This is a genomic window from Bacillus sp. PS196 (genome assembly GCF_037963555.1).
GTDB classification, from domain to species: Bacteria; Bacillota; Bacilli; order Bacillales; family Bacillaceae; genus Bacillus; species Bacillus subtilis.
Genome location: NZ_CP150159.1, coordinates 1,623,861 through 1,641,458, shown reverse-complemented (window position 1 = coordinate 1,641,458; position 17,598 = coordinate 1,623,861). Strand labels below are relative to the sequence as shown.

General features: G+C 45.4%; 17 protein-coding genes. All 17 read right to left on the bottom strand.

Annotated elements, in window-relative coordinates; all coding sequences use genetic code 11:
- Nucleotides 1-33: 33 nt before the first annotated feature.
- On the bottom strand, nucleotides 34-114 hold the full coding sequence (gene spoVM, locus NST79_RS08680; RefSeq protein WP_003221545.1) for a stage V sporulation protein SpoVM: 81 nt from the start codon (nucleotides 112-114) through the stop codon (nucleotides 34-36).
- A gap of 71 nt (nucleotides 115-185) precedes the next feature.
- A complete protein-coding gene (locus NST79_RS08675; RefSeq protein WP_014479765.1) occupies nucleotides 186-830 on the bottom strand; it encodes a thiamine diphosphokinase in 645 nt (214 codons plus the stop codon).
- A 72-nt stretch (nucleotides 831-902) separates the two neighbouring features.
- Nucleotides 903-1,556, bottom strand: coding sequence for a ribulose-phosphate 3-epimerase (rpe, locus tag NST79_RS08670; RefSeq protein ID WP_088325864.1), 654 nt, complete (start codon nucleotides 1,554-1,556; stop codon nucleotides 903-905).
- 4 nt (nucleotides 1,557-1,560) lie between these two features.
- Nucleotides 1,561-2,457 carry a ribosome small subunit-dependent GTPase A gene (gene rsgA / locus NST79_RS08665; RefSeq protein WP_003232060.1) on the bottom strand — a complete coding sequence of 299 codons (897 nt, stop codon included), beginning with the start codon at nucleotides 2,455-2,457 and terminating at the stop codon, nucleotides 1,561-1,563.
- A gap of 14 nt (nucleotides 2,458-2,471) precedes the next feature.
- The gene (gene prkC / locus NST79_RS08660; protein ID WP_015252109.1) at nucleotides 2,472-4,418 is read right to left on the bottom strand and encodes a serine/threonine protein kinase PrkC; all 1,947 of its coding nucleotides are present in this window, start codon (nucleotides 4,416-4,418) and stop codon (nucleotides 2,472-2,474) included.
- Nucleotides 4,412-5,176 carry a protein-serine/threonine phosphatase PrpC gene (gene prpC, locus NST79_RS08655; protein ID WP_116315508.1) on the bottom strand — a complete coding sequence of 255 codons (765 nt, stop codon included), beginning with the start codon at nucleotides 5,174-5,176 and terminating at the stop codon, nucleotides 4,412-4,414. The genes prkC and prpC overlap by 7 nt, the downstream gene beginning before the upstream one ends.
- A gap of 6 nt (nucleotides 5,177-5,182) precedes the next feature.
- Nucleotides 5,183-6,274, bottom strand: coding sequence for a 23S rRNA (adenine(2503)-C(2))-methyltransferase RlmN (gene rlmN, locus NST79_RS08650; protein ID WP_212060492.1), 1,092 nt, complete (start codon nucleotides 6,272-6,274; stop codon nucleotides 5,183-5,185).
- Nucleotides 6,275-6,277: 3 nt separating this feature from the next.
- On the bottom strand, nucleotides 6,278-7,621 hold the full coding sequence (rsmB, locus tag NST79_RS08645; protein ID WP_144482465.1) for a 16S rRNA (cytosine(967)-C(5))-methyltransferase RsmB: 1,344 nt from the start codon (nucleotides 7,619-7,621) through the stop codon (nucleotides 6,278-6,280).
- Entirely contained in the window at nucleotides 7,608-8,561 is a 954-nt protein-coding gene (fmt, locus tag NST79_RS08640; protein WP_212060494.1) for a methionyl-tRNA formyltransferase, read from the bottom strand. The genes rsmB and fmt overlap by 14 nt, the downstream gene beginning before the upstream one ends.
- Nucleotides 8,562-8,565: 4 nt before the next feature.
- The gene (def, locus tag NST79_RS08635; protein WP_015383630.1) at nucleotides 8,566-9,048 is read right to left on the bottom strand and encodes a peptide deformylase; all 483 of its coding nucleotides are present in this window, start codon (nucleotides 9,046-9,048) and stop codon (nucleotides 8,566-8,568) included.
- A gap of 26 nt (nucleotides 9,049-9,074) precedes the next feature.
- Nucleotides 9,075-11,492 carry a primosomal protein N' gene (priA, locus tag NST79_RS08630; RefSeq protein ID WP_041351111.1) on the bottom strand — a complete coding sequence of 806 codons (2,418 nt, stop codon included), beginning with the start codon at nucleotides 11,490-11,492 and terminating at the stop codon, nucleotides 9,075-9,077.
- The gene (gene coaBC / locus NST79_RS08625) at nucleotides 11,489-12,709 is read right to left on the bottom strand and encodes a bifunctional phosphopantothenoylcysteine decarboxylase/phosphopantothenate--cysteine ligase CoaBC (RefSeq protein ID WP_015252114.1); all 1,221 of its coding nucleotides are present in this window, start codon (nucleotides 12,707-12,709) and stop codon (nucleotides 11,489-11,491) included. The genes priA and coaBC overlap by 4 nt, the downstream gene beginning before the upstream one ends.
- Nucleotides 12,710-12,791: 82 nt before the next feature.
- Complete coding sequence (gene rpoZ, locus NST79_RS08620) at nucleotides 12,792-12,995, bottom strand: DNA-directed RNA polymerase subunit omega (protein WP_003221520.1); 204 nt, start codon at nucleotides 12,993-12,995, stop codon at nucleotides 12,792-12,794.
- A 3-nt stretch (nucleotides 12,996-12,998) separates the two neighbouring features.
- The gene (gmk, locus tag NST79_RS08615) at nucleotides 12,999-13,613 is read right to left on the bottom strand and encodes a guanylate kinase (RefSeq protein WP_003232083.1); all 615 of its coding nucleotides are present in this window, start codon (nucleotides 13,611-13,613) and stop codon (nucleotides 12,999-13,001) included.
- Nucleotides 13,614-13,620: 7 nt separating this feature from the next.
- Nucleotides 13,621-13,890 (bottom strand): extracellular matrix/biofilm regulator RemA, encoded by a 270-nt coding sequence (gene remA / locus NST79_RS08610; RefSeq protein ID WP_003154355.1) that lies wholly within the window; start codon nucleotides 13,888-13,890, stop codon nucleotides 13,621-13,623.
- A 76-nt stretch (nucleotides 13,891-13,966) separates the two neighbouring features.
- Entirely contained in the window at nucleotides 13,967-14,842 is an 876-nt protein-coding gene (locus tag NST79_RS08605; RefSeq protein WP_015252115.1) for a YicC/YloC family endoribonuclease, read from the bottom strand.
- An 82-nt stretch (nucleotides 14,843-14,924) separates the two neighbouring features.
- Nucleotides 14,925-17,597: a calcium-translocating P-type ATPase, SERCA-type gene (locus NST79_RS08600; protein ID WP_015252116.1), complete on the bottom strand. Its 2,673-nt coding sequence runs from the start codon at nucleotides 17,595-17,597 to the stop codon at nucleotides 14,925-14,927.
- Between the last annotated feature and the right edge of the window lies 1 nt (nucleotide 17,598).

The following is a 17,598-nucleotide window of genomic DNA, read 5'->3' as shown; positions in this document are numbered from 1 at the left end:
ATGTGGTGAAAGAGGGCTTTGAACCCCTGGGCATTAATCTTTTCTAAATGAGCCCAGCATCGCCCGGACAATTCCTCCTAAAAACTTCGGCAATTTAATGGTGTAAAATTTCATTTTTGTCCCCTCCTATAACGTCCCGTAACCGCCTTGTTCATTGTTTTCAGCAATTGAATGAAAGCACATGCTTAATCCGTGCTTCTTATCATTATTAATATGCCTTTTGCAAACGAAAAAGTACCTCGTGAATGAATGAGTTCGTTACTAATACATAGTGTTGAACCGAGCGTAATATGACAATTATTTAGAGGATATTTAAAACCGGTCAGGGTCAGCTCATGTATGTCTTCGGAAAACGGTATGAAGGAGATATATCGCTTATTTTCATCCTTCTCAATATCATATTCACCAGGAGGGAACATTTGAATATGATTTTGTTTGTCTATCAGCCTAATTTTTATGTTCGTTTTTACACCTCTATACAGTAGCTGAATGTTTCCTAAAAAATGATCAGCTCTGCCGCCTGTAATGCCGAAAATCTGAATAATATCCGGCTGCTTTTCCAGCGCCCAATCAAGGGCGAGGTCTAAATCTGTTTGATCTTTTTCTGCTTGATACACATGAAGGGCGGGAGCGGCTTTTTCTATTCGCCGGCGTTCTTGCTCCGTTATGCTGTCAAAATCTCCGAAGGCTTCAACAGGAATGATCCCGGCATCTAAGAGAGTGACGGTGCCTTTGTCAACACCGATCCAAAGCGTGTGTTCATCCGTATAGCCGGTTAGATCGGGAATGAGATTTTTCGGGCCTCCCGCAACGATATTAATTGTTTTCATCTCTGATTCCTTTCTCTGCATACAGGAAAAAGAGCTTAGGCTATTGTATGCCCAGCTCTTTTCTAAAGCTGCTTATTTACTTCCTCTGATTTCAGAAATTGCTTTTTTGCGGTCAGACTGGCCATAAACAGCTGAACCGGCAACGAGTAAATTTGCGCCCGCTTCAATGACGAGCGGAGCGGTTTCTTTGTTGACGCCGCCGTCTACTTCAATGAACAGATCTTTTTTTCCTTTTTCATCCGCCATTCGCTTAACCTCTTTTATTTTAGGAAGGACTGAATGAATAAATTTCTGCCCGCCGAAGCCCGGGTTCACCGTCATTAAAAGAACAAGATCGAGATCGTCGAAAACATGCTCGATGACTTGTACAGGGGTATGCGGGTTTAGAACCACTCCGGCCTTCACTCCTTGCTCTTTAATGAGCTGGATGGTACGGTGCAGGTGCGGACATGCCTCAGCATGCACAGACAGGATATCTGCGCCTGCTTTCGCAAAAGCCGGGATATAACGATCCGGCTCTTCTATCATTAAATGGACATCAAGCGGCAGATCCGTTACCGGCCGGACGGCTTCTACAATCAGCGGACCGATTGTGATATTCGGGACAAAATGGCCGTCCATAACATCAATATGAATACAATCGGCTCCGCCTTTTTCTACATCTTTAATCTCATTGCCTAAAGCGGCAAAATCAGCGGAAAGAATAGATGGTGCAACCTTTATCATTATGCTAATACCTCGGCTTTCTGTCTTTAATCTCCGTCATAAATTCAACATAATGGTCATAGCGATACTGCTTTAATTCTCCGTCTTCAACAGCTTGTTTCACCGCGCATTTCGGCTCTTTCAGATGTAAACAGCCTCTAAATTTGCATGAAGAGCTTTTTTCTCTGATATCAGGGAAGGTATAGCCCAGCTCTTCTTCCTCAATGTCTGTAAATTCAAGCGAGCTGAATCCCGGTGTATCTGCAACCAAACCTCCGGACGTATGAATCAGCTCCACGTGGCGGGTTGTGTGTTTCCCGCGGCCCAAATGCTCAGAAATCTCGTTTGTTCTTAATCCAAGCTCCGGACTGATCGCGTTGAGAAGCGAGGATTTCCCAACACCGGACTGACCGGCAAATACCGTTGTTTTATCCTGAAAATGCGGGATGATGTCCGCTAAACTGTCTTGGTCCTTAGAGGAGGTAAGGTATACGTCATAACCAATATTCCGATAGTCCTCTGCATAGGCTTGTATCGTATCTTCTGTATCTTGATCTTCAATCAGATCCATTTTAGTAATGCATATAATCGGCTGAATATCATTGGCCTCAACGAGAACCAGGAAGCGGTCGAGCAATGCCGTGCTGAAAGAAGGCTGAACCGCTGAGAAAACCAGGACCGCTTGATCAACGTTGCAAATTGGCGGCCTGATAAGCTCGTTGGTTCTTTCTTTAATTTCCATTAGATATCCTTCTTTGTCATTTTCAGCCTGGTACACAACGTAATCACCGACAAGAGGGGTAATTTTGTTTTTTCTGAAAATGCCTCTTCCTCTGCATTGTATTACTTTATCTGAATCCTCTGATTCATCCAGTACATAGTAAAAGCCGCTTAGCGCCTTAATAATTTTGCCCTCAGGCATATTTTCCCTCCTTGTTATTCATCTTTCGGATACTCAATGGTTTTGTAGCTGACAACTTTATTGTTTACCATTACTTGATAGTACCCTTTTTGGCCGGGTTCAATCTTTAGTTCGATCGTTCGTTCAGTCGGCTCTTTTATCTTAAATTCTTCGTAAGTGTCAGAGATGCTGTGATCCGCATCGTCAACCGCGATTTGCACTTGAAGCTCGTCCCCTTCATTTTCTGGTTCGTAGGGGATCTTGACCTTTTCTTTCACTGTTTTCGCAGGTTTTTTCTCTGGTCCGAGAGAGAATGTCACTTCAACTTCGTTCCCCGGCTTTACTGCCGTACCTGCTGCTGGTTTTTGTTTGACAACCTGTCCTTCTGGAACATCATCTGAGTATGCTTCTTTTTCTACAAGCTTCAATCCGTTGTCTTCCAGATATCCAGACGCTGCTTCTTTACTGTAGGTTTTCAAGTCTCTAAGCGTAATGTCTTCGGGTCCGATACTGACTGTAAGTTTGACTTGATCTTCACTCGGGACAAGCTCAGTCCCTGCTGAAGGATTTTGGTCAATGACAGTGCCCGCGTTTTTCTCGTCATTCACTTCATTTACCGTTACATGTTTAAACCCTTGGTCCTTCAACGCTTTTTTTGCCTGGTCGACCGTTTGGCCTGTCACATCACCGATCTCCGTTTTTGCTTTTCCGGTGCTCTTATAAAGGGTGACCGTGGCGCCTTCTTTGACTGTGGTATCCGCTTTAGGATCCGTTTTTACCATCAGGCCCTCTTCAATTTTTTCATCTGAGATTTCCAACACCTCGGAATCAACCTGTAAACCTTCTTTTTCCAAGAGCCCTGCGGCTTTTTCGTATTCCATTCCGGAGACATCAGGTATTTTGACATCCTTAGGCATGAAAAGCGACGGAAAAACAGTGACAGCAAGAATTCCAGCTGTGATAAAAACGAGGCATATCGTGAGCAAAACCCACGGCCACTTTTTTCTTTTGCCGTTCTTCTTTGTTTTGTTTTCTTGTGCGGTTGTCACTTCAGCTTCTTTTTCGCCAGCCGCTTTAGCGAGTTCTTCATCTTTAATGATAGGTATCGCTTTTGTCATTTCTTCATCTTCTTGAATCGTAAATCTCTTTTCATTGAGTCTGTCGGCATCAAAAGCTGTTTTTATGTCTGCTTCCATGTCTTCAGCCGTTTCGTAGCGATGAAAAGGATCTTTGGCAGTTGCCTTGAGTATGATGTTTTCAACGCTTTGGGGGACCGATGGATTCCACCTTTTTGCCGAAGGAGTTTCCGCTTGAAGATGCTTCAAGGCGATGCTGACTGCTGACTCTCCATCAAACGGAATACGGCCGGTTAAAAGCTCAAATAGAACGATTCCAAGCGCATAAATATCCGATTTCTTTGTGGCTAAGCCGCCTCGGGCCTGTTCAGGTGATAAGTAATGGACCGAGCCCAGAACTGAATTGGTATGGGTGATTGTGGTCGAACTTAGTGCCGTCGCAATTCCAAAATCCGTTACTTTGATATTTCCCATATGATCAATCAAAATGTTATGCGGCTTGATGTCTCTGTGAACAATCTGGTTTTGATGGGCATGAGCGATGGCTGAGACAATTTGCTCCATGATGTTCAGCGCTTCTTTAGGGTGAAGCGGCCCATTTGCTGTTATGTATTCTTTAAGCGTCATGCCTTCAACGTATTCCATGACAATATAATAAATATCATCTTCCTCGCCCAAATCGTAAATGCTGACAATATTCGGGTGATCGAGGCTTGATGCGGATTGGGCTTCTCTGCGGAAACGTCTGATAAATTCATTGTCATTTGCATAGTCAAACCGTAGGATTTTAATTGCGACTTCACGGTCTAGAATGATATCCTCAGCTAAATACACGTTGGCCATTCCCCCGCCGCCTATGACGCGGAGAATTTGGTAACGCCCGCTGATCCGCTTGCCGATTAGCACTGATCTTCACCCTCTTCAACTTGTAAAGCAAGCTCAAGCAAAACTGCTGTTATGTTGTCTTCTCCGCCATTCTGATTGGCTTTGTCCACAAGCAGGTTTACTTTTTCCTGAGGAGCTGAATCGCTTTGCAGGATGTCTTTTAACTCAGTGCCTTCCACTTTATTCGTCAGTCCGTCAGAACATAGAAGCAGTTTGTCTCCGGGTTCTATATCAAAGGAACAGGTGTCAATACTGACTGACTGGTCTGTTCCAAGCGCCTTCGTCAACACATTTTTTCGCGGATGATGTTCAGCGTCTTCTCTGGAAATCTCTCCAGTGCGAACCAGTTCATTTACAAGCGAATGGTCTTCTGTCACTTGAACGAAATCATCGTCCTGAAGCAAATAGCATCTGCTGTCTCCGATATGGGCAACAGAAACCGTTTTCCCCGTAAAAAGCGCACATACAATCGTCGTCCCCATGCCTTGGCATTCTTCGTGGGCTTGAGCGTGATCGTATATTTTGCTGTTTACCGAAAGAATCTGTTCAATGAGCCATTTTTCACATTCCGAGGGCGCAGTTGGAATCGTCTCTGCTTCATTCCATTTCTCCCCCATGGCTTTCACAGCCATCTTGCTCGCAACATCTCCAGCAAGATGGCCGCCCATGCCATCAGCGACAACCGCTAATATAAATTCATCTTTCCCCTTGAATATCCCCGCATCATCTTCATTATGCTGGCGGATTTTTCCTGTATCTGTTTTTAAGGCTGTTAACAACCCTCATCACCTCGTCTCGTCTTGACGCTCCTTCGCGCGAAGCTGACCGCAGGCTGCGTCAATGTCATGTCCTTGCTCTCTTCGGATTGTGACATTTACTCCGCGGGATTTCAGCGTTTTTTCAAAAGCAAAAATCTGATCACGCGGTGTGCGCACATAGTCCCGTTCAGGCACGTAGTTTACCGGAATCAAGTTCACGTGGCATTTGACTCCTTCCAGCAAGTCGGCAAGCTCTTCGGCGTGTTCCACCTGGTCGTTTACGCCTCCGAACAGCCCGTATTCAAAGCTGATACGGCGTCCTGTTTTATTAATATAATATTTAACGGCTTCCATTAGATCAGGCAGTTTATATGCTCTGTTAATCGGCATCAAACTGCTTCTAATTTCTGTGTTCGGCGCGTGCAGAGAAATTGCAAAGTTAATCTGCATTTGCTGATCAGCAAATTCGTAAATTTTCGGGATGATTCCACTCGTAGAGACCGTAATATGGCGAGCACCGATATTCAGGCCCTTGTCATGGTTAATGATTTTCAAGAAAGCGAGCATTTCGTTAAAGTTATCAAAAGGTTCGCCGATTCCCATGATCACGACAGAGCTGACGCGTTCATCCGTTTCATCAAGAGCTTTTTGCACTTTGACTACTTGAGCGACAATTTCCCCTGCTTCAAGGTTTCGTTTTAAGCCTCCAAGCGTTGACGCGCAGAATGTGCAGCCAATACGGCAGCCGACTTGTGTCGTTACACATACAGAATTGCCATACTCGTGTCTCATTAAAACGGTTTCGATGGTATAACCGTCATGAAGCTCAAACAAAAACTTCATCGTACCGTCTTGAGAAGTTTGTTTAACAGCCGTTTTCAGCGTTGTTAACACAAAGTGAGTGTTTAATTTCTCACGCAGATCCTTTGAGAGGTTTGTCATTTCTTCAAAAGAAGATACGCGTTTTTCATATAGCCATTCAAAGATCTGAGCCGCACGGAACGGTTTCTCTCCGTTGTCTGTCAGCCATTGTTTAATTTCATCTAATTCAAAAGAATAAATAGACGGACGCTCTGTCCGCAATTCTTTTCTTACTTTTGTTTTATTAAGTTCTGCCATTGCTTATCCCTTCTTTCTCATGCTGCAAATAAAGAAACCATCTGTTCCGAAATAATGAGGAAGGATTTGAAGCCTTCCATCCCGAACAAAGGGTCTCACCTTTTCAGGCAGCCGCTTTTCAAGAGACAAATCGGGTTCAAAATCAGGATGTTCTTGTATAAACGCATGTATTACTTCATCATTTTCTGTCCGGTCCATTGTACACGTACTGTAGACAAGAGTGCCACCTTTTTTTACTAATGGTGCGATTTCCCTCAAGATCGACAGCTGGATTTCAGCTAGACGGGCGCTGTCGTCAGGCTTTTTCGTGTATTTCATGTCCGGCTTTCTTCTGATAACACCGAAACCTGAGCACGGGGCATCGACCAATATTCGGTCAAACTGTTCGTTTTCAAACGTTTCCCCCGCTTTTCTAGCATCCATTGTTTCCGCATGAATGATTGTCAGGCCAAGCCGGTCTGCCGCTTCTTTGATCAGCTTCACTTTATGTTTGTGAAGATCAAGCGACGTAACGCTCCCCTTGTTCTTCATTAATTCTGCGATATGAGCCGACTTTCCGCCAGGCGCCGCACACGCGTCAAGCACTGTTTCATCTGACTTAGGATCAAGGGCGCGGGCGACGAGCATGGAGCTCTCATCCTGGATGGATACTTCGCCGTTTTGGAAGAAATGAGTTCCGGCAATTGTTCCCTTTAAGAGCTTCACTGCATCTTCAGCGAGGTCGCCTTTTTCAACTTCGATTCCCTCAGCAGCCATTTGGTCAAGCAGCTCAGCTCTGTCTGCTTTCATTTCATTGACACGCAGCGTCTGCTTCGGCGGAATGAGATGGATGCGGCAAATCTTTTCCGCAGCTTCAAATCCATACGCATCCGCCCACTCTTTCACAAGCCATTCCGGATGGCTTGTTTCTGTCGCCAGCCGGCGTACAGGATCTTCGATCGCGTCAAAGGATGGAACACCTTCGCGCTGAATAGAACGGAGCACGCCGTTGACAAATGAAGCAATGCCTTTGTGACCGCGGATTTTAGCAATCTCAACCGCTTCATGGATGGCTGCCCTGTCTGGAATCTTCTCTAAATACTCCATTTGATATAAGGATAGGCGAAGAAGCTGAATCACCCACGGCTTTACCTTTTGAGGCTTATTGATAAACGGTTTAAGCATATAATCAAGCGCGATCTTATTTTGTAATGTACCATAGACAAGTTCAGTCAAAAGCCCTCTGTCCTGATCACTCAGTTCATTTGATTTAATGACCGATTTCAGCAGCAGGTTGCTGTATGCCTGGTTTTGTTCTAATTTGATCAGCGCCTCAAGGGCGATGTCACGAACACTAGTTTTTTTCATTGTTTACTCCTAACACATCACCGGCTTCAACATGAGCGCCTCGCACAAAGTCTTCGCCTTTCATTCGTTTTTTGCCTGCCGGCTGGAGTTCGGTTAATAACAGAGCCGTATCGTTACCTGTGGCAACGATAATCCCTTCCTTTTCAACCGCAACGACTGTGCCTGGCTCAGCTTTGGTTGGTGCGGGTGTTTTTTTAGATTCCCACACTTTCAAGTTTTGTCCATTAAGCGTCGTATAGGCAACAGGCCATGGATTTAAGCCGCGGATCTGGTTGTAAAGCTCTTCGCCCGTTCTGGACCAGTCGAGCAGCTCTTGCTCTCTTTTGATATTAGGCGCGTATGTCGCTTTCTCTTCATCCTGCTTTTCAGGTGAAATGCTGCCGGCAATAACGTTTGGAACCGTTTCAGACAATAGCTTCGCGCCAGCAACGCTTAATTTATCGTACAATGTTCCGACATTGTCGGTTTCTTCAATGTCCACTTCCACTTTTGAGATCATGTCCCCGGCATCCAATTTTTCTACCATATACATAATGGTAACCCCGGTTTTTTTCTTTCCCTGCAGAATGGAATAATGGATCGGAGCACCGCCGCGCAGTTCCGGCAAAAGGGATGCGTGAACGTTAATGCAGCCGTATTTTGGACTGTCGAGAAGCTCTTTAGGCAAAATTTGTCCGAATGCCGCCGTTACAATCAGGTCAGGCTTTAATGCCAGCACTTTTTCAATTTCTTCTGTCAATCTGACTTTTTCCGGCTGAAGAACCGGGATGCCGTGGCGCAATGCCTCTTCCTTTACCGGAGGAGGTGTCAGTACTTTTTTTCTGCCCTTCGGACGGTCCGGCTGTGTGACGACCCCCACTACTTCATATCCGTCCTCTATCAGGGTTCTTAAAACAGGAACTGAAAAATCCGGCGTTCCCATAAATACGATTCTCGTCATCAAATCATCCTTCCATATCGGCTAGTTCATCTTCTGTATAGTATTTACTTATTTTAGATGTAAACAGCACACCGTCTAAGTGGTCCATTTCATGCTGCACGGCTCTTGCTAAAAAGCCTCGCGCTTCCAGAATGAACGGTTTTCCCTGACGGTTAAACGCACGCACTTTGACATAATCGGCACGTGTGACATCACCATAGACGCCAGGAAAGCTCAAGCATCCTTCAATTCCGGTTTGCTCGCCGCTTTTTTCTAAAATTTCAGGATTAACGAGATCAATTCTCCCTCTGTCATCCCCGATATCTACGACGGCCGCTCTTTTTAAAATGCCGATTTGCGGCGCTGCCAGTCCGACACCATCCATTTCAAGCATGGTGTCGTACATATCATCAAGCAGTTTTTTTAGCTTTTTATCAAAAACAGTCACGGTTTCCGCAGGTGTTTCCAAAACCTCCGCAGGATGTGTGACGACCTTTTTTACTGCCAATTTGTTACCCTCCAAGACGTGAGATCTTACATCATCATATAAGGATTCATATCAATTGAAATCATTACATGTTTTTGTTCAATTTCGCGTTTATAATGTTCCAGTATCTTCTTCAATAAAGCGGATAACTGGGTTTCCTGTTTGTATTTTATCACGCATTGATAGCGATATCTATCTTTGATCCTGGCTATCGGCGACGCGCTTGGTCCGAGAATTTTCGTGTCAGCTCCGCAGTTTGCTTTCAAAAAATGAGCGATCTTTTCAGCTGTAACCGCTGCTTTCGCCACTTCCTCATGAGAAACAGTCACAAGAGCCAAATAGTAGTATGGCGGATAGGATTGCTCTCTCCTGTGCGCCATTTCATGCTGATAGAACGTTTCATAATCGTGTGTTTTCGTCAGCTGGATACTGTAATGAGACGGTGTATACGTTTGAATGATGACATGGCCGGGCTTTTCATGCCTGCCTGCCCGGCCGCTGACTTGCGTTAACAGCTGAAATGTTTTTTCAGCCGATCTGAAATCAGGAATATGAAGTGTTGTATCAGCACTTAACACTCCGACAAGCGTGACATTCGGAAAATCAAGCCCTTTCGCGATCATTTGCGTTCCGAGAAGAATATCCGCTTTTCCTTCTCCGAAAGCTGACAGTAATTTTTCATGGGCGCCTTTCCGTGATGTCGTGTCAACATCCATCCGAATCACTCTCGCACTTGGCAGCACTTTTGTCAGCTCTTCCTCCACTCGCTGTGTTCCCGTTCCAAAAAAGCGGATATGCTCGCTTGCGCATTCAGGACAAGTGTGCGGAACAGGCTCTTCATGTCCGCAATAATGGCATTTCAGCCTTTGGCCGTAACGATGATACGTCATGGAAATGTCGCAGTGCGGGCATTGCGGGACATAGCCGCAATCCCTGCACATCACAAAGGAAGAATAGCCCCTCTTATTTAAAAACAGCACCGCCTGCTCACCCTTGGCAATCGTTTCTTCAAGCTTTTCCATCAATTCAACTGAAAACATCGAGCGATTGCCGTTTCTAAGCTCCTCTCTCATATCGACAAGCGAAACCTCGGGCATCACCCGATGGTTAACACGGTGCTTCAGTGAAAGAAGCTCGTATACGCCCTTTTGCGCTCTAGCATATGATTCTAATGTCGGCGTAGCACTCCCTAATACAACCGGGCAGCTGTGATGCTCAGCCCGCTTGATTGCCACCTCTTTCGCATGATAGCGCGGCATTTCTTCCTGTTTATAGGAAGACTCGTGCTCTTCATCGATGATTATCATTCCGAGATTTTCAAACGGAGCAAAAATGGCGGATCTGGCACCGACGACAAGCCGTACTTCCTTCCGGTGGATTTTACGCCACTCGTCATATTTTTCTCCTGTGGATAAACCGCTGTGCATGACTGCCACCTGGGAGCCGAAGCGGCCCTTGAAGCGGTTGACCATTTGCGGCGTCAGCGATATTTCCGGTACGAGGACGATGGCTTCTTTTCCTTTCGCCAGTACTTTTTCAATTGATTGCAGATAAATTTCGGTTTTTCCGCTTCCTGTCACGCCGTGAAGGAGGAACACTTTATGCTCATCGCTGTCCAATGTCTCGCGTATGGGCTCGAAGGCAGCCCTCTGTTCGTCTGTCAGCGGCAGGGGCTCTGTTTTTTTGAACATTTTGTCCTGATAGGGATCTCTGTAAACCTCTTCATAGCTTTCCTTCAAAAGCCCTTTTTGGATAAGGGTTTTGATGGTTGCAGAGCTCGTGTCCGTTTTTTTGCACAATTCCGCCGCAGGAATTTTCACACCTTCCGGCTCAGAGATGAGAAAGTGAAGAATCGCCTGCTGTTTTGCTGCTTGGCGGGACAATCCCTCAGCCTGCTTAGCAAGCTCTTCTTTACTCGCATTTGCCTGAATATGCCTGACCATTTTTTTATTGGTTTTTTGCGCGACTTTATACGTCACGTCAATGGCACCTTTTTGAACATGCCTTTGAATCAGTTTCAGCGTATCATGATCGGGTATATCTGAATACAGCAGCGTCTTTGTTTCAGAAAACAGCCGTTCCACTTGCGGCGGAAGATCGGCGCCGTGTGCAATTTTTAATTCTTTTTCATATTTCGCCTTTAAGGCGGCAGGCAGCATTGCTTGAAGCGCCGTTATTTTAAAAGACAGCGTTTTGTCTGACAGCCATGATGACAGATCCATAAGCTCCTCTGTCAGAACAGGTGTAAGATCTAATAAATCCTCTACTTCCTTGACAGATTTTCCCGATAGGTCAGATGCTTCTTTGACTGCTGTCACAAACCCTTGAATCTTACGGGGGCCAAACGGAACAATGACCCGCATCCCCGTTTTGATCATGCCCTTCAGATGGTCTGGGATTTTATAATCAAAAGGCCTGTCTATATTTTTGGTGCTGACATCAACGATGACTTCTGCAAAATTCATGAGCGCTCTCCGGTTTGTTTTGAGAGGGCTGCGATCTCCTGAAGGATTTCAAAAGAAACATCGAGCTTAGACATAATCGGGAGTTCGCGTTTATGCCCGTCTTTGAAAAAGATTGTCACGATATTCGTATCAGCACCAAAACCGGCCCCATTTGCTTTCACATCATTTGCCACAATCAAATCAAGGTTTTTAGCGGCGAGCTTTTTACGTGCATAGTGTTCAATGTCTTGTGTTTCGGCGGCAAATCCGACCAAAATCTGCTCTTTCTTTTTCTCGCCCAATTCTTTCAAAATATCGACTGTTCTTTTCAGTTCTAAGGTCATGCCGCCGTCTTGTTTTTTCATTTTATGGTCAAATACTGTTTTCGGCGTAAAATCGGCTACCGCAGCTGTTTTAATGACTATATCGCTTGCGTCATACACAGAGAGCACAGCTTCGCGCATATCCGCAGCCGATTGAACAGGGATAAACTCAGCAAGGCCTTTAGGCTGATCAAGTGAAACAGGCCCAGAAATTAAGGTTACCCGTGCGCCGAGCTGAACAGCAGCCTCCGCTAGTGCGTAGCCCATTTTGCCCGTCGATTTATTGGTAAAAAACCGGACAGGATCAATCGCTTCCCGCGTTGGGCCGGCTGTAATGACCACATGCTTGCCTTCTAAAGGAGCGGATGTTTCTTCAGCAAAATGTTTTTCGGCCAGCTTTACGATGTTTTCCGGCTCTTCCAATCTGCCTTTTCCTACGTAACCGCATGCTAAATAGCCCTCACTTGGCTCAATAAAACGATAACCGTCCTGATAAAGAACAGAAATGTTTCGTTTGACTGCCGGGTGGTCATACATATGAACGTTCATCGCCGGCGCGATCCAAACGGGAGCCGTTGCTGCCAACAATGTTGTCGTCAGCATATCATCAGCGATGCCGTTTGCCAGTTTTCCAATCACATTAGCCGTAGCCGGCGCTACGATAATCAAGTCGGCCCAGTCTGCGGCATCAATATGAGAAATAACGCTTGGATTTTGTTCTTTAAATGTATCTGTATAGACTTCGTGGCGGCTCAATGCCTGAAATGTCAGCGGTGAAACGAATCGGCAAGCGGACTCAGTCATAATCACTTTGACATTTGCTCCTGCCTGAACCAGCTTGCTCGTTAACGCACAGGCTTTATAAACAGCGATGCCTCCGCTCACGCAAAGTAACACATTTCGATTGTTTAGCAATGAATTCTCCCCCTCTGCACTTTACAAAACCGCACGGAAAAAAATAACAACCTACATGTGATATAGGTTGCTACTTGTGCTACTATTCGCGGTCTTCCTTTTCAAACGAAAGCAGGCCTGCATCAATTTCTTCTAAAGCTTTGCCTACATATTTGTGTGAAATCGTATGTTCAATCATTTGGTCTTTTTTGATTTGCATTTCACGTGCGCGTCTCGCAGAAACAGTCACCAGCGTATATTTTGAATCTAATTTATTCATTAAAGAATCAATTGACGGATCTAACATTGATTATTCAACCTCCAGCATTTTCTTATATCTTGGTGCAACGCGTTCACGCTTCAAATGTTCAGCAAGAACGATTGCTTTGATTTTATCGCAAGCCGTTTCGACATTATCGTTTTCAACGACATAGTCATAAGCATCCATCATTTCGATCTCAGCTTTTGCGGCTTTCATTCGATTTTCAATCAGAGCGTCTGTTTCTGTGCCTCGTGTCACGATTCTGTTTTTCAGTTCAGAAAGGCTTGGAGGCGCAAGGAAAATAAACAGGCCTTCCGGGAAAGCATTTCTCACTTGAAGAGCCCCTTGAACTTCAATTTCTAAAAAGACGTCTTTTCCATCTTGAAGCGTCTGTTCAACATAATCGACTGGCGTGCCGTAATAATTGCCGACATACTCTGCCCATTCAAGCAGCTTGTTGTCCGCAATCATTTGTTCGAATTCGTCTCTTGTTTTGAAAAAATAATCGACTCCGTTCACTTCGCCCTCTCTTGGACTTCTTGTGGTTACTGAAATCGAATATTCAAATTTTGTGTCTTCCTGCGAAAAGATCGCTTGTCGAACCGTTCCTTTACCAACTCCTGAGGGACCTGAGAGAACGATTAATAACCCTCTTTCTTTCATGCGGCAATTACCCCTGCCCTTCATCCATAATTTCTTCTTTAACAGAAAGTCTGTGTGCAACTGTCTCAGGCTGGACGGCAGATAAGATAATGTGATCACTATCCATGACGACAACTGCACGGGTTCTTCGTCCGTATGTAGCGTCAATTAGCATTCCGCGGTCTCTTGCATCCTGAATCATCCGTTTGATTGGCGCAGACTCCGGGCTGACAATCGAAATCATCCGATTGGCGGAGATGATATTGCCAAATCCGATATTAATCAGTTTAATCGTCATCTTCTACGTTCCCCCTGTAAAATAGACGTCTCTAGTTTAGCCTAGTAAGACCGTCTGTAAACAATACGCACAGTCACTATTCTATATTTTGCACTTGTTCTTTTATTTTTTCAATAGAACTTTTCATTTCAACGACAAGCTTTGTGATCTGATGATCATTTGCTTTTGAGCCGATCGTATTTGCTTCCCGATTGAGCTCCTGAACAAGAAAGTCGAGTTTGCGCCCGACAGCTCCGCCACTAGCTAATATATCACGAAACTGGGCGAAGTGGCTCTTCAGCCTTGTAATCTCTTCAGTGATATCAGAGCGGTCTGCAAAAATAGCGCATTCTGTTACAAGCCGGCTCTCGTCTAATACGTCTTCAGTCCATTCTTTGATTCTGGCGTACAGCCGTTCCCGGTAACGAGATACGACATCTGCAGCCAGCAATTCAGTTTCTCTCACCAGCTCTTCAAGCTGATCAATATGCATCAGGCAGTCTTTCGCTAAGAGCAGCCCCTCTTTTTCACGCATTTCACAGAGACCTTTTACCGCTTCTTCTGCAGCATCGATGATCAACGCCTCCAGCTTGTCATTTTGCGTCTGTTCTTCATGAATCTGGACGACATGATCAAGCTTAAAGAAATCCATTACATCGGGCTCTGCAGACAATTGATACCGCTTCTTCATATCTCTCGCGGCTGCGACAAACTCATCGAGCAGCGGCCAATCAATTTCAAGCCTTTTCTCAACAAGCATATCGCTGTCAACAGATACGAAAAGCTCAATTCTTCCGCGCTGAATATGCTGCAGAATGGTCTGTTTCAGCTTATCTTCAAAATATAGCAAAGGCCTTGGCAAACGAGCGTTCACTTCTTTAAATCTGTAGTTCACAGATTTAAGTTCAACGCTTACAGAGAGATCGTCTTGTGTTTTGCTTGCACTGCCGAAGCCTGTCATACTTCGTATCATTTTAAAACACCCAATTCTTCCCTGTTCTCATAATAAAAGGGCAATAGACACGCTATTACCCCTAAGATTATATCATATGAATTTATTTTTTTCTTGTTAAAAGTGATCCCGCCAGCAAAAAAGTAGGGATGGCGGACATACCGATGACGAGCATCCAATCCCCCGGCGTGATGGCTACAGTATGGAAAATCGGCTGAAGCGGCGGATAGTAGATTACTACAAGCATCAGCAAAATGGATGACAATACCGCGCCGATTAAATACAGGTTTTGAAACGGATTTCTAGAGAAAACAGAAGTTTCGCTGCGGCAGTCAAACACGTGAATAAGCTGAGCGAGCACCAATGTGGCAAACGCGATCGTCTGGGCATAAGCTAAGTTTTCCGGATTGCGGTGGTACACAATGATAAACGCTAAAATAGTGGCAACTCCGATTAAAAATCCTCTGGAAACGACCTTCCATCCTAGCTTGCGGGCAAATACCCCTTCTTTCGGATGACGGGGCTTGCGCTTCATGACATCTCCTTCAGGTTGATCCATGCCGAGCGCCATCGCCGGCAATCCGTCCGTCACCAAGTTGACCCACAAAATCTGAATCGGAACGAGCGGTAAAGGAAGGGCGAGTAGCATCGCAAACAGCATGACAAGGATTTCTCCGACGTTAGACGCCAGCAGGTATCTGATAAACTTCCTGATATTTTCGTAGATGTTCCTGCCTTCTTTTATCGCCGATTTAATCGTCGCAAAATTATCATCCACGAGAACAAGAGATGATGCTTCTTTGGCTACATCTGTCCCGGTAATGCCCATAGAGACGCCGATATCAGCTTGTTTAATGGCAGGAGCATCATTGACGCCGTCTCCCGTCATCGCCACAATATGCCCGTTCTCCTGATAGGCTTTTACGATTTTTAGTTTATGTTCAGGGGAAACGCGGGCAAATACATACACATCCTCCACCACATGAGAAAGCTCTTCTTGAGAAAGTTCATTCAGCATCTTGCCGTCCATGATTTTGCCGCTTTTCGGAAGGAGGCGCAAGTCTTTCGCTATCGCTTTAGCGGTTTCTACATGATCACCTGTAATCATAACGGTCTTAATTCCTGCTTCACGGCATTCTTTTATCGCCTGCCTGACTTCCGGCCGCGGGGGATCAATGATACCTGAAAGGCCAAGCATGGTCAGATCTTTTTCCGCCTGCTCCATTGACGGTGTTTCGCCTGCTTTTATCGGCCTGTAGGCGACCGCTATCGTTCTGAGTGCCTGTGATGCCAAATGTCTTAATACCGCCTCTGTTTCTGCTTTTCTTTCATTTGAAAAAAGAGCCGCTGAGCCGTCATAATAAATACGGGAAGATCGCTGCATCAGTACATCCGGTGCACCTTTTGTAATGATATAGCGCTTTCTGTCTTGATCCTCTACGATGACAGTCATCATTTTCCGTGCAGAATCAAACGGAAATTCTTCGACCACCCGGTAGTTTGATTCAACAAACTCCTTTGAAAAACCGCCTTTTCTTGCCGCGGTGAGCAGCGCTCCCTCTGTCGGATCTCCGTCAAGCACATATTCGCCGTCTCTTTTCTCAATATTGGAGTTGTTACAAAGCGCTCCGAACAGAAGCATCTGCTGAAGCGGCTTATGTTCATTGACACTGATCTCTTTTTCGTTTAGTGTGAAGCTTCCTTTCGGTTCATAGCCGGCCCCTGCCACTCTCCATGTTTTCCCTCCGGACCAGACATGTGTCACCGTCATTTTGTTTTGGGTCATTGTCCCTGTTTTATCTGAACAAATGATAGACGCACACCCAAGCGTTTCAACAGCAGGAAGCTTTCTAACAATGGATTTTTGTTTAATCATCCTCTGTACACCAAGCGAAAGCGCCACTGTCACAATCGCCGGCAGCCCCTCCGGAATAGCGGCTACCGCTAACGAGACACCTGCTAAAAACATACTGTACAGATCATGACCCTGAATAACACCGACAGCAACGACAAGTACGGTCAGAAGCAATGCAACAACAATCAAAATCTTCCCGAGCTGCTCCAGTCTTCTTTGCAGCGGGGTTGACAATGTCCCTGCCGATTCAAGCATGTCGGCAATTTTCCCCATAGCCGTATTCATTCCTGTCCCGACGACAACCCCGACACCGCTGCCGCGGGTCACAATCGTACCCATAAATGCCATATTGGTAATATCGCCGAGTGAAACATCCGGTTTTTTCAATTTATCAGCATGCTTCACAACCGGGATTGATTCCCCGGTTAGCGCTGATTCTTCTATTTCAAGGCTTCTCGCTTCAACAATTCGAACGTCTGCGCCAATTCTGTCCCCGCTCGTAAATTTCACAATATCACCCGGCACCAGTTCCTTAGAAGGAATCTTTGTCCAGCTTCCTTCCCTGAGTGCCATGACGTGCGGTGTTGAAAGCTCTTTTAAAGCCTGAAGAGATTGCTCAGCACGCCTTTCTTGAAAGAAACCGAGTATGCCATTCACAAACACAATCGCAATAATCGCAACCGCATCTACATATTCACCAAGAAATCCTGAGATTAACGTTGCCGCCAGAAGCACAAGCACCATAAAATCTTTGAACTGCGCGAAAAACAAGAGAAGCGCTGAAGTTTTTTTCCCTTCTTGCAGCTCGTTTGGTCCATGCTTGTCAAGGCGTTTTTTTACCTCTTTTTCTGTTAATCCTTGTTTCATGGACGTATTGGTTGCCTCTAGTAAATCTGTTTGTCCCATTTCATGAAACTTCATT

Excerpts from the sequence above, each read along its gene's own strand:
- NST79_RS08605 (WP_015252115.1), bottom strand. The coding sequence starts at position 14,842 with ATGATACGAAGTATGACAGGCTTCGGCAGTGCAAGCAAAACACAAGAC.
- remA (WP_003154355.1), bottom strand. The coding sequence starts at position 13,890 with ATGACGATTAAACTGATTAATATCGGATTTGGCAATATCATCTCCGCC.
- rsmB (WP_144482465.1), bottom strand. The coding sequence starts at position 7,621 with ATGAAAAAAACTAGTGTTCGTGACATCGCCCTTGAGGCGCTGATCAAA.
- spoVM (WP_003221545.1), bottom strand. The coding sequence starts at position 114 with ATGAAATTTTACACCATTAAATTGCCGAAGTTTTTAGGAGGAATTGTC.
- fmt (WP_212060494.1), bottom strand. The coding sequence starts at position 8,561 with ATGACGAGAATCGTATTTATGGGAACGCCGGATTTTTCAGTTCCTGTT.
- priA (WP_041351111.1), bottom strand. The coding sequence starts at position 11,492 with ATGAATTTTGCAGAAGTCATCGTTGATGTCAGCACCAAAAATATAGAC.
- NST79_RS08600 (WP_015252116.1), bottom strand. The coding sequence starts at position 17,597 with ATGAAGTTTCATGAAATGGGACAAACAGATTTACTAGAGGCAACCAAT.
- NST79_RS08675 (WP_014479765.1), bottom strand. The coding sequence starts at position 830 with ATGAAAACAATTAATATCGTTGCGGGAGGCCCGAAAAATCTCATTCCC.
- rpe (WP_088325864.1), bottom strand. The coding sequence starts at position 1,556 with ATGATAAAGGTTGCACCATCTATTCTTTCCGCTGATTTTGCCGCTTTA.
- gmk (WP_003232083.1), bottom strand. The coding sequence starts at position 13,613 with ATGAAAGAAAGAGGGTTATTAATCGTTCTCTCAGGTCCCTCAGGAGTT.
- rsgA (WP_003232060.1), bottom strand. The coding sequence starts at position 2,457 with ATGCCTGAGGGCAAAATTATTAAGGCGCTAAGCGGCTTTTACTATGTA.
- rpoZ (WP_003221520.1), bottom strand. The coding sequence starts at position 12,995 with ATGTTAGATCCGTCAATTGATTCTTTAATGAATAAATTAGATTCAAAA.
- rlmN (WP_212060492.1), bottom strand. The coding sequence starts at position 6,274 with ATGGCAGAACTTAATAAAACAAAAGTAAGAAAAGAATTGCGGACAGAG.